General features: G+C 66.3%; 7 protein-coding genes. 2 read left to right on the top strand and 5 right to left on the bottom strand.

Translation table 11 applies throughout. The features are described from left to right. Window positions 1–148 precede the first annotated feature (148 nt). Window positions 149–1,666 carry an N-acetylmuramoyl-L-alanine amidase gene (locus J2X52_RS08985; RefSeq protein WP_310151802.1) on the bottom strand — a complete coding sequence of 506 codons (1,518 nt, stop codon included), beginning with the start codon at window positions 1,664–1,666 and terminating at the stop codon, window positions 149–151. Between the two features lie 321 nt (window positions 1,667–1,987). Between J2X52_RS08985 and J2X52_RS08980 the strand changes: the two genes are divergently transcribed. Next, complete coding sequence (locus J2X52_RS08980) at window positions 1,988–2,887, top strand: TIGR01777 family oxidoreductase (RefSeq protein WP_310151799.1); 900 nt, start codon at window positions 1,988–1,990, stop codon at window positions 2,885–2,887. 93 nt (window positions 2,888–2,980) lie between these two features. Then, on the top strand, window positions 2,981–3,850 hold the full coding sequence (locus tag J2X52_RS08975) for a GyrI-like domain-containing protein (RefSeq protein ID WP_310151796.1): 870 nt from the start codon (window positions 2,981–2,983) through the stop codon (window positions 3,848–3,850). A gap of 10 nt (window positions 3,851–3,860) precedes the next feature. Here the strand turns inward: J2X52_RS08975 and J2X52_RS08970 are convergent, their stop codons facing one another. From J2X52_RS08970 to J2X52_RS08955, 4 genes are all read right to left on the bottom strand, one after another. Then, window positions 3,861–4,616 carry an NAD-dependent protein deacylase gene (locus tag J2X52_RS08970; protein ID WP_310151793.1) on the bottom strand — a complete coding sequence of 252 codons (756 nt, stop codon included), beginning with the start codon at window positions 4,614–4,616 and terminating at the stop codon, window positions 3,861–3,863. A 2-nt stretch (window positions 4,617–4,618) separates the two neighbouring features. Continuing rightward, window positions 4,619–6,349 carry a YbaL family putative K(+) efflux transporter gene (gene ybaL / locus J2X52_RS08965; RefSeq protein WP_310151790.1) on the bottom strand — a complete coding sequence of 577 codons (1,731 nt, stop codon included), beginning with the start codon at window positions 6,347–6,349 and terminating at the stop codon, window positions 4,619–4,621. A 248-nt stretch (window positions 6,350–6,597) separates the two neighbouring features. Then, the gene (locus tag J2X52_RS08960; RefSeq protein ID WP_310151788.1) at window positions 6,598–8,997 is read right to left on the bottom strand and encodes a TonB-dependent receptor; all 2,400 of its coding nucleotides are present in this window, start codon (window positions 8,995–8,997) and stop codon (window positions 6,598–6,600) included. Window positions 8,998–9,174: 177 nt separating this feature from the next. Then, window positions 9,175–11,574, bottom strand: coding sequence for a TonB-dependent receptor (locus tag J2X52_RS08955; protein WP_310151785.1), 2,400 nt, complete (start codon window positions 11,572–11,574; stop codon window positions 9,175–9,177). Window positions 11,575–11,747: the final 173 nt, after the last annotated feature.

The following is an 11,747-nucleotide window of genomic DNA, read 5'->3' as shown; positions in this document are numbered from 1 at the left end:
GCATGCGGCGTCTGCTTGCGTAGTCAGCGGCTGGGGCTTCTCCCTCCCGGGGAGAAGTGCCTGCGATGTCGATGCGCGGCGCGCACTTATGCCCCGGTACAGCGAAGGCGTGCACCCGCATGGCAGGCAGGACAGGTGCGCTCAGAGCTCAGCTACCGACGGTGCAGCTGTAGGAATACTCAAGCTCCGGTGTCTTGATGCCACTCGCGTCGGTCAGCCATGCGACGTAGGTGAAATGCCCCGTCTGCGCCGGAGTCCCCGTGCATTTGAACGTGCGTTTGATTGGTGAGTCCTGCTGGGCGTTGTAGGTCAGTGCAGTCGGGCCGCATGTCCATGGCTGAGGGCAGGTGACGACACGGGTGCGTAGGGTCACGGGGAAGCGCGGCGCATCTTCAAAGTGCACAAGCATGTCCATTGGCGTGCCGACTGGCGCGCTGAAAGCTGGAATGTGGGTGATCAGGAAATCCGAGCAGGGCGCGTCGGCGTGGTGATCACTGATACCGCGTTCGATGCCTCTGACTGCGGCATTGCGGAACGTGCTGGATTGGAGTGCCTGCGCATCTGCAGCATTGGTGTGGAAACCCAGCTCGATGATTGCCGATGGCATGGCGGCCAAGCGGTTCTCGCCCTTGTTGTTCATGGGGATCGGATCGTTCGCGATGCTCCATGTCTCATAGCCGGATGTGCTTTGGATCGTCTGTTTCATTCGGCAAAGAATGCTTGAGACAAGTTCGGCATCAGTGGAACGTCCTGTGTGGTAATAGCCGCGCGTCCCGCGGACGTGCGGACTTGCAGCATCCGTATGCAGATGGATCGCGTAATCTGCGCCGACATGATTGGCATACAACGGTCGACTCCGGATATCTTCATCGTACTCACGCAGTGAGTGAGTGGCCGATGGCAGTGAATTCCAGATGCCTCGTTCTGCCGGCAGGATCGATTCCAAATAATAGCGCGCGGCTACTCTCCACCACTGCTGACCGCTAGGAACATGGATGGGAGTTTCGTTGGTGCGCGCCTTGTAAACGGTCGCGCCTCGGCTAGTGAGCTGTGTGGCGAGATCGCGCGCGAAGTAGGGCGTAACAAAATCTTCTGTCATGTTGTTGGATGGGTCGCGTTGTGCACGCCAGTCGTTGTACTGGTAGTTGAAGTAAAGGCCGTGTCCGCCGGCCAGTGCAACCTTGGGTGCCGTGGCTGTTTGCGTTCTTTCCCTGGATCGAGGTCTGGCAGGGGCGGCGGGATCGGGCAGAATTCTGAGTATGTCTTTGCCTCCGTATCTGAACTCTGCGCCGTTCACGTCAATCACATCACGCAACAATTCGTCGGCGACGTGATAAATCCGATGCTGCTGATCCTCGAGCTCTGATCCTGTATGCGTTGGAATCGCTCTGGTGCCGAGTTCGATAATCACGATCCTGCGCTCTGGCACAAGTCGAGTTCTGATGTCAAAGCCGGTCTGCCCTTCAATCAGGGGCAGGTGTGCGACCGCTTCGGTGAGTGCCTCGTCGAGCATCCTTTCAATACGCGTACGGTCGATGCTGCTCAGTTGTTCTATCGGCCTGCCCTCTGCGTGCCGTACCTGGCTCTGGGCCTCCGCGGGTGAAATGGCCGACAGGCCCAGCACAATGGCCCATGTCAGCTTCAGATCGGTATAGGTTGGGCGCATGATGACTCCTTGTCGTTTGCATCGTGACTTCGTCTTGAAAGTCGTGTGGCCCCACTGTGCTGTTGCGCCAAGAGTTCGACTGAAGGGGCTTCCGGTTCTCGTGTCGGAATGTGTCTGCATCGTGTGCGAGACTTGTTAGCGATCGCCCGTCGTCCATCGCGCGAAGGCTGGGGCAGTCTCAGGCGAAACGGGCGGTCCAAACGCGAGACGAGGTGGGGACTCTTCCCGATCCGCTGCACGCATGCGGCGCGCCGGCGTCATGACGCTCCACTCTCCAGTGATCTGCAAGCATGGGCGCTTGCAGACTTTCCGGGTTTCCCCATGCGCATCCTGATCACCGGCGGCAGCGGCTTCATCGGCAGCGCGCTGACAGCCCGTCTGCAGCGCGACGGCGGGCACGTCACCTGGCTGTCGCGGCGCGCGTCCACGCCCTCGCCCGAAGGCGTCGAAGTTCGCGACTACGCCTCGCTATGGGCCGACGACCGCTTCGATGTGGTGGTAAACCTCGCCGGCGCGGGTATCGCCGACGCGCGATGGAGCGCGTCGCGCAAACAGACGCTGCGCGACAGCCGTCTGATTCCGACCGGCGTGCTGACCGAATGGATCCGCACCGCGCATACGCCGCCAAAAGTGCTGCTCAGCGGTTCCGCTATCGGATGGTACGGCGCGCAGGGCGATGCGCCGCTGGACGAGACCAGCGCGCCACATGAGGAATTCCAGCATCGCCTGTGCGCCGACTGGGAAGGCGCCGCGCGCGCGGCCGAGGATCGGGTGCCCGTGGTGCTGCTGCGCACCGGCCTGGTGCTGCATCCGGCCGGCGGCATGCTGCAGCGCCTGCGGATGCCGTTCCAGCTCGGCCTGGGCGCGCGCCTCGGCGATGGTCGCCAAGTGCTGAGCTGGATCGCGCGCGAGGACTGGATCGACGCGGCGGTGTCGCTGCTGCGCGCGCATCTCGACGGCGCAGCCGATGCGCCGACCGGCGCGTTCAACCTCACCGCGCCCGAGCCCGTCGCCAACACCCGCTTCACCCGCGCGCTGGCCGATGCCCTGCGTCGACCGGCGCTGCTGGCTGTGCCGGCGAAAGCCCTTGAACTCGGCCTGGGCGAGATGGCGACGTTGCTCGTCGACGGCCAGTGCGTGCTGCCCGCGCGCCTGCAGCAGCGCGGCCACGCGTTCGCCTGGCCGCAGCTGGAGCCGTATCTGGAATCCGTGCTGCGCTGATCCGCGTTGGGTCCAGGCCATGTGCGCAAGATCGGGTACGCGCACCGGTCGCCTGCGCCGGATACTCGCGGCAAGCCCATCACGAGCGCCGCCATGAAAGCCGACACACGGACCCGTCTTGCACCGCGCATCGCGGCCGTTGCCGGTCAGCTGCAGGGACTCGTCGCCGAGGGCGCGTCGCTGCCGCCGCTGGCGACGCTTGCGCGCGAGGCCAGCCTGTCGCCATTCCACTTCCATCGCGTCTGGCGCGCGGCGACCGGTGAAACGTTCGGACGCACTTTGACGAGGCTGCGTCTGTCGCGCGCGCTGCAGCTGCTGGCCGCGGGCGAGACGGTGACGCAGGTTGCGCTCGCAGTGGGTTACGCCAGCCCGCAGGCCCTGGCCCGCACGTTCCGGCAAACGCTGGGCGTCACGCCAGCGGCGTTGCGCGGCCAGCCGGCGCAGGCGACGGCGTTGCTGGATCGCCTGCAACCGCCACCACCGCAGATATTCCAACCACTGGCCGTCGAGCTCGTCGAAATCGCACCATTCGAGGTTGTCGCGCTGCGTGCGCGCGGCGCATTCGACGATCTTGACGATGCCTTCGGACGCCTGTTCGGCTGGGCCGAAGCGGTCGGGGTGGTGGAAGACATCGATGCCCTGATCGGCATGCCGCTGGGTGATCACCGCGACCTGCCACCGCACGCGTTGCAGTTCGACGCCGCCGTGCGTCTGCCGGGACCGGCGACGCTGCCGCGTCCATTGCGCAGAGTGACGATCACCGGCGGTCGCCACGCACGCGTACGCCATGTGGGTGCGTATTCCGGGCTGGAGGACATGACCGATCGCCTGCTGGCGTGGTGGTGGCCGCAGAGCGGCGAACGCCTGCGCAGTGCACCACTGCATTACCACTTCCTCGACGATCCAGAGCAGGTGGCCGAAGCCGACCTGCGCGCCGACATCCTGTTGCCGCTGGAAGACTGAGCGGCGGGGATCAGCCCGCGAGAACGCGTTGCGGATCGTCGGGGGCCTGCTGCAGGCGCCTACGCAGTTGCGCCATGCCGGCGGTTGCGGTCATGGGCCAGTGCGCGGTCGCACGAGACGACAGCGGCGTCGCCTGCGGATTGATCTCGATCACCGCAATCCCGGCGTGCAGAGCGCGTTCCGGCAGGCCGGCTGCGGGCCAGACCAGCGACGAAGTGCCGACGACGACCAGCAGCTCGCAGGCATCGACGGCGCGTTCCGCGGCGTGCCAGACATCGGTCGGCAGCGATTCGCCGAACCACACGACGTCGGGCCGGAACGCTGCACCGCACGTCCCGCAGGCAGGCGGCGCTTCGCGCGCGCCGCCGTCGGGCGGTGGTGGTTGCGCGAGGATCGGATCGGGCACGACGCGCGCACCGCAGCCGCTGCAGCGCGAGGCCAGCAGGCGCCCATGCAGGTGCAATACATCGTGCGCGCCGCCGCGTTCGTGCAGGTCGTCGACGTTCTGAGTCACCACGGTCAGCGCGTGACCGTCGTCGACGAGGGCGGCCACGTCGATGTGCGCGGCGTTCGGCGCGGCCGCGGCGACCATCGCCGCGCGCCAGCGGTACCAGCCCCAGACGAGCCCGGGGTCGGCGCAGAACGCCTCGGCGGTGGCCAGACGTTCGGCGTCGAAGCGCGCCCACAGCCCGGTCAGCGCATCCCGGAACGTGGGGATGCCGCTCTCGGCCGACAGGCCTGCACCACTGAGGACGGCCAGTCGCATCGTCAGACCGGCTGGATCGCCTCGGCCGGCTCCGACCCCGGTCGTACTGGGCGGAATGGTGGTGTCGACATCACCATCTCGGCCAGCGAATACGCCAGTTCGCGCTCGGCCAGCACCGCACCGTCGGCGCCGTGCTCGAGCAGGTGCCGGACTTCGCCATCGCTGTGCGCGCGGGCCAACACGGTCAGGCCGGGGTTGATCGCCTTCATGCGTTCGATGGCTTCGCCGGCCTCCAGCGCCTGTGGAATCGCGAAGATCGCCAGCGCCGCGCGCTCGGGCGCGGCATCGAGCATCACCGGCTCGGAGGCGATATTGCCGCGCACGACGAGCAGGCCCCGTTCGCGGCCGCGGCGCACCAGCTCGTTGTCGTCTTCGACCACGACCAGCGGCACGCCGCGCTGCTGCAGCAGATCGGCGAGCTGGCGACCGACCCGGCCGTAGCCGACCAGGATCGCGTGGCCGCGCAGGTCCTCCGGCACCACGTGCTCCGGCGGCAGCGGCGCCGCTTGTGCGTCGGAAGCGGCCCGCGCGATCAGTTCCTGCTTGGCCTGCCAGCGGTCGAGCCACGCGAACAACAGGGGATTGACCACGATCGACAGCAGGGCGCCGGCCAGCACCAGGTCACGCCCTGTCTCGGGCAGCAACTGCAGGACGACGCCGAGGCCCACCAGAATGAAGGAGAACTCGCCGATCTGCGCCAGGCTGGTGGAGATCGTCAGCGCAGTCGAGCGCGGATGCTTGAACAGCCGCACGATCCAGTACGCCGCGATCGACTTGCCGACGACGATGATCAGGAACGTCGCCAGCACCTGCCACGGGTGCTCGACGAGGATCATCGGATTGAACAGCATGCCGACCGAGACGAAGAACAGCACCGCGAACGCATCGCGCAGCGGAAGCGAATCGTTGGCCGCCTCGTGGCTGAACTCCGATTCGTTGAGCACCATGCCGGCGAAGAACGCGCCGAGCGCGAACGACACGCCGAACAGCGCAGACGCGCCGAATGCCACGCCCAGGGCGATCGCCAGCACCGACAGGGTGAACAGTTCGCGCTGGCCCGTGCCGGCGATGCGCTCGAGCATCCACGGGATCACGCGGCGACCGACCAGCAGCATCACCGCGACGAATGCGCTGACCTTGAGCAGGGTCCACAGGATGGTCAGCAGGATCGTGCCGGCACCGGGCGCGCTCCCGTCGCCGCGATCGTTGGTGATCTGCGCCAGCACCGGCAGCAGCACGAGCGCCAGCACCATGACCAGGTCCTCGACGATCAGCCAGCCGACCGCGATCTTGCCGCGCCGGGTATCGAGCAGGCGCCGCTCCTCCATCGCCCGCAGTAGCACGACGGTACTGGCGACCGACAGCGCGAGGCCGAATACGAAGCCGCTGACCAGTGGCCAGCCCATCGCCCAGGCCAACACCCAGCCCAGCACCGTGGCGACGGTGATCTGTGCCAGCGCCCCGGGAATCGCGATGGACTTCACGTCCATCAGGTCCTTGAGCGAAAAATGCAGACCGACTCCGAACATCAGCAGCATCACGCCGATCTCGGCGAGCTGGTTGGCCAGATCCTGGTCGGCGACAAAGCCCGGCGTGAACGGGCCGACGATGATGCCGGCCACCAGATAGCCGACCAAGGGCGAGAGCCGCAGCTTGTTGGCGAGTGCACCAAACAGAAAGGCCGTCACCAGACCGACGGCAACGATGTTGATCAGGTCGGTGTTGTGCGGCATGGGGGCATAGCGCCGGAACTGGTCTTGCAGTGTCGCCGACGCATCGCGACAGGGGCAAGCAGCAATCTGCGTGTTCTTCGTCGAATTGCGGTGTTGACGCCGGGAAACGCCGGGAACGGGCACGAATGTGTCGTGCAAACGCTGCGTCTGCCGGTGGCCTCCTTCGCGCGAGCGCAATTGCGGGTTGCAGCGGCCGAAACGACGATGCCCCGGCAGGCCGGGGCATCGAAGTCATCAAGTAGAAGCGGTCACCAGTTGTAGGCGATCTTAGCGTAGGCGAACGCACCGCCGAAACCGAACGGCGAGAGGTTGCTGTAGGGGAACTGCCCATTGGTCGAGTTGCCGAAGATGTTCTCGTCCGGGTACTCGTTGAGCACGTTGTCGGCGCCCAGCGTCAGCGCCCAGTTCTCGCCCGGCTTGAACGTCGCCGACACGTCCAGCAACCACTTGGCGCCGTACGCCTGGTCGAGCGCCGCATTGTTCGGCGTCGTGCGTACGCTGCCGTAGCGCGTGGTCGCGAGCGCGAACGCCCAGTCGTCCACATTCCAGGTGCCCGAGAGCAGCAGCTTGTTGCGCGGAAAGCCGTCCTCGATGCGGCCGATCTCGGCGCGGTCGATGCGTTCAAGGTTGAGCCCGTTCTGCGTCAGCGCTTCCGGGTTCGGCGCAATGCGGGTGATCTCGGTCTTGGTGTGGTTGTAGCCGGCGGTGAGATCGACGCTGCTCGCGGCGAGATTCCAGCGGTAGCTGCCGACGACATCGATACCGCGCGTGCGCGTGTCGATGGCATTGGTGAAGTAGCGGCCGCCGGTGACGCCGAAGATGCCCTGCGATTCGAGCAGGCGACGCACCGCGTCACCAGTGAGGTTGGACGACAGGGCGATGCGGTCGTCGACATCGATCTGGTAGGCGTCGATGGTGACGTAGAGAGTGTCGACCGGCTGCAGCACCAGGCCCAGGCTGTAAGACAGCGATTCCTCGGGCTTCAGCGCCTCGGCGCCGAAGGCCTGCGCCACCGGGCTGCTGGCCGGGAAAGTGCGGATCTCGAACGGCGTGGTGACGCCGGCGATGAAGGTGGTGCTGACGGTCTGGAAATACTGCTGCGCGAGCGACGGCGCGCGGAAACCGCTCGATACCGTGCCACGCAGCGCGACCGCGTCGTTGAATGCGTAGCGCGCCGACAGCTTGCCCGAAACCTGGCTGCCGAAATCGTCGTAGTCCTCGTAACGCGCTGCGGCGCCCGCCGAGAGCTTCTCGGTGAGGTCTGCTTCCAGGCTCGCGTACACCGCATGGCTGTCGCGGTCGAACGCACCGGCGACTTCGGGCGCGAAACCGCCGAAGCCCTGCGCGCCTGCGCCCGCACCGGCCACGCCCAGCCCGGCGTTGGCGTAGGAACCGTATTCGCCCGGCGACTGGTTCCACTTCTCGTTGCGACCTTCCACGCCGAACGACAGCGTCGCCGGATAGGCCAGGCCGAGTTCCAGCGGACGGCTGATGTCGAGGTTGACGATGTTCTGCGTGGTTTCCAGCGCGCCGTCGTAGAACGAAGTCGGCGAGCTCACGCCCAGGCTCGCGTTGAGCGTATTGCGCGTATAGAACTCGAGGTGGTTGTAACCGTAGTTGTAGCTCAGGTCCCAGTTCCAATCGCCTGCAAAGCCCTTGACGCCCGCGACCAGCGACCGGTCCTTGGAGATGTTGTTGATTTCCGGCAGGAACCCATCGGGGTAGATGCTGCGGATGTTCTGCGTGGTGTTGCCCGGCGCGCGGAAGAATGCGAACGAGGTGACATCGCGATTGCTCGCGGTGCCGAAGCCGTAGACGCTGATGGTGTCGGTCAGTGCGAAATCGGTGTTGAAGCCGACCGCGCCGAAATCGACTTCCGGCTCGCCGATCACGAAGGCCTTCTGGCCGAGCGCGGGCTGGGTGACGCCCGGCGTGCCGGCGAACGGACGCGCGCGGTTGGTTTCTTCCTGCTGGCCGACCTGCGCCGACAAGTGAAGGAAGCCGCGCTCACCGAGCGCGAGGCCCGTGTCACCGGCGATCTGGGTCTGCTTGCCGTCGCCGGCCGAGTACTGGCCCGCGCTCAGCGACAGGCTGCCGCCTTCGGACGAGCCCTTGAGCACCACGTTGACCACGCCGGCAATCGCGTCGGAGCCGTACTGCGCCGATGCGCCGTCGCGCAGCACTTCGACGCGCTCGATCGCCGAAATCGGGATGGTGTTGAGGTCGACCGGCGCCGAACCGCGGCCGATCGTGCCGTTGAGATTGAGCAGCGACGAGGTGTGGCGGCGCTTGCCGTTGACCAGCACCAGCACCTGATCCGGCGCGAGACCACGCAGCTGCGCCGGGCGGATCGCCGAGGTGCCGTCGGTCAACGCCGGGCGCGGAAAGTTCAGCGAGGGCAGGGCGCGTGCGAGCGCGGTCGCCAGTTCCGTGGTGCCGGAGGCGGTCAGCGTCTCGGACGTGATGATGTCGATCGGCGACTGCGACTCGGCGACGGTGCGGTCGCTGACGCGGGTGCCGGTGACGATCAGGGTGTCGAGCGTGGACGTGCGCGCCTGGGTGTCGGCGGGTGCCTGCTGGGCGAACGCAGCGGTCGGAAACACCAGCGCTGCGGCGACGGCGAGGGTCAAACGGTGGGGGCGGAGCATCGGGGGAGGCCTGTTGTTGGAAATCTGTAAAGGCGATTGGAGCGCGTTGTCCTGAAATCGTCAATGATCATAAAAATGCGATCCAATCGTTCCTTATTTGGAACAGTTATGGCGAGCTGGAAACGACGACGCCCCGGCGGACCGGGGCGTCGAGGCTCGCGGGGGTGGCAGGGAGGCCTACCAGCGATAGGCGACGTTGCCGTAGACGAAAGCGCCATTGAAGCCGAACGGCGAACTGCCGCTCCACGGCAGTTGCCCGCCGGTGGAATTCGCGAACAGCACTTCGTCCGGATACTCGTTGAGCACGTTGTCGCCGCCGATAGTGAACTTCCACTTGTCGAGCGTGTACGAGAACGCGAGGTCCAGCGTCCAGGCCGGGTCGAAGGTCTGGTCGAGCGCGGCGGTGCTGCCGAGCACGCTGAATTCGCCGTAGCGCGTGGCGTTGGCCGTGGCCTCGAACCCGCCCGCTGACCAGGTGCCGCCCAGCAGGATCTTGTCGCGCGGCGCGCCGACCTCGAAGCGGCCGCGTTCGACCCGGTCGAAGCGCACCGCGGCCGGATCGATCGCGGTCAGCGTGGCCGGGTTCTCGGCCACCCGGTCGATCGTGGTCTTGTTGTAGTTGTAGCCCAGCGTCAGATCTAGCTGGCTATTCGCCAGCGCCCAGCCGTAGGTACCGACCAGGTCCACGCCCTTGGTCGTGGTGTCGATGGCATTGGTGAAGTAACGCCCGCCGCCGACACCCGCGAAGCCATTCGCCTGCAGGTAGTTGCGCACCGGCGCCGAGGTGAGGTTCGCCGACAGCGAGATGCGGTCCTCGACCTCGATCTGGTAGGCGTCGATGGTGACGTAGAGGTTGTCGACCGGCTGCAGCACCAGACCCAGGCTGTAGTTGGTCGATTCCTCCGCGCGCAGCGGTTCGGCGCCCAGCGCGATCGCCGCCGGATTGGTCACGCGGAAGGTCACGATGTCGAACGGCAGCGTGCCCTGCGGGGTGGCGATGAAGTTCGTCGCCGTCGACTGGAAGTACTGCTGCTGCAGCGACGGCGCGCGGAAGCCGGTCGACGCCGTCGCACGCAGGGCGATGGCATCGGTGAACTCGTAGCGGCTGGAGATCTTGAAGTTGCTGGTATCGCCGAAATCACTGAAGTCTTCAAAGCGACCGGCCAGGCCCAGCGACAGCTTGTCGGTGAGGTCGGCTTCCAGGCCCGTATAGAACGACAGCGCATTGCGGTCGAAATCACCGCCGTCACCGGGACGGAAGCCGGAAAACACCTGCGCGCCCGGCAGCGGCGTGGTCTGGCCCGGCGCGATGACACCGCCGTTCGCATACGAAAGCGGTTCACCCGGCGACTGGATGAAACCGTCACCGCGCCACTCGACGCCGTAGGACCAGGTGACCGGATAGTCGAGTCCCCACTCGAGCTGCTTGCTCAGATCGAGGTTCAGCACGTGCTGCCGGACTTCCAGCGCGCCGGCATAGAACTCGGTGGGTGACGTCGGCCCCAGGCTGCGATTGAGCGTGTTGAGGATGTCGAACGTCATCTCGCTGTCGCCGTAGGTGTAGCTGAAATCGATCGCGGTACCGCCCGCGGTTTCGGCCTTCAGGCCTGCGGTGAAGTGATGATCGGTGGTGACGTTGTTGATCTGCGGCAGGAACCCGTCGGGATAGATCGACGGGATGTTGCGCGGGTCGCCGGCCGGGCGGAAGAACCCGTTGGAGAGCGAATCGCGCTTGGTATAGATGCCGGTGCCATAGAATTGCAGGTACTCATTGACCGGCAGCTCGGCATTGAAGGTCACCGAGCCGTGGTCGACTTCCGGGTCGCCCTGGCGCTGCACCACTTGGCCGAGCGGCGCGGTGGTCGGGCCCGGCGTGCCGATGAAGGGCCGCGCACGGTTGGTCTGGTCCTGGTGTGCGCCCTGCGCCGACAGATGCACGAAGCCGTCGTTGCCGATGCCGAAACCCGCATCGGCCAGCACCTGGTACTGCGCGCCGTCGCCGGCGCTGTACTGGCCGTAGCGGCCCGATACGCCGCCACTGCCGGCCCGCCCCTTAAGCACGATGTTGATCACGCCTGCGATCGCGTCCGAGCCGTACTGCGCCGACGCGCCATCGCGCAGCACTTCGACGCGTTCGATCGCCGAGATCGGAATGGTGTTGAGATCGACCGGCGACGAGCTGCGGCCCTGCGAGCCGTTGACATTGACCAGGGCGCCGGAGTGATAGCGCTTGCCGTTGACCAGCACCAGCACGTGATCCGGTGACAGGCCGCGGATTTGCGCGGGGCGCACGGCGTCGGTGCCGTCGTTGATCGCTGGCCGCGGAAAGTTCAGCGACGGCAATGCACGCGACAGCGCCGTGGCCAACTCCGGCGTGCCGGTGGCGGTCAGCGCTTCGGGGGTGAGGATGTCGATCGGCGATTGCGATTCGGCTACCGTGCGGTCGGCGACCCGGGTGCCGGTAACGATCAGCGTGTCGAGTGTGCGCGGGCTTTGCCCGGCGGGTGCGTCCTGGGCGAGGGCGGGGCCTGCGGCGAGCGATGCGAGCAGGGCGAGATGCAGCGGGTGTCGGGTCATGCGGCGGTCCTTGTGGGGGTGAGGAAAGCGATGCGTGCGAACGACTGCCCATCGGCTTTAACACGCACGTAACAAACCGGTCAAAGGTTTCATCGGCATCGAAAAGGCCGCCTCCGGCCCGCTTCCGCGTTCTGGCAACCCGCTGCCTGCAATCCCCCCGGAAAGCCGCCCGA

This window comes from Luteimonas sp. 3794, from assembly GCF_031456825.1.
In the GTDB taxonomy this organism is placed as follows: Bacteria; Pseudomonadota; Gammaproteobacteria; order Xanthomonadales; family Xanthomonadaceae; genus Luteimonas.
This window is presented reverse-complemented; position numbering and strand designations above follow the sequence as displayed.

What these genes read in the sequence shown, in the direction of transcription:
- J2X52_RS08985 (WP_310151802.1), bottom strand. Translation starts at nt 1,666, where the DNA reads ATGCGCCCAACCTATACCGATCTGAAGCTGACATGGGCCATTGTGCTG.
- J2X52_RS08980 (WP_310151799.1), top strand. Translation starts at nt 1,988, where the DNA reads ATGCGCATCCTGATCACCGGCGGCAGCGGCTTCATCGGCAGCGCGCTG.
- J2X52_RS08975 (WP_310151796.1), top strand. Translation starts at nt 2,981, where the DNA reads ATGAAAGCCGACACACGGACCCGTCTTGCACCGCGCATCGCGGCCGTT.
- J2X52_RS08970 (WP_310151793.1), bottom strand. Translation starts at nt 4,616, where the DNA reads ATGCGACTGGCCGTCCTCAGTGGTGCAGGCCTGTCGGCCGAGAGCGGC.
- ybaL (WP_310151790.1), bottom strand. Translation starts at nt 6,349, where the DNA reads ATGCCGCACAACACCGACCTGATCAACATCGTTGCCGTCGGTCTGGTG.
- J2X52_RS08960 (WP_310151788.1), bottom strand. Translation starts at nt 8,997, where the DNA reads ATGCTCCGCCCCCACCGTTTGACCCTCGCCGTCGCCGCAGCGCTGGTG.
- J2X52_RS08955 (WP_310151785.1), bottom strand. Translation starts at nt 11,574, where the DNA reads ATGACCCGACACCCGCTGCATCTCGCCCTGCTCGCATCGCTCGCCGCA.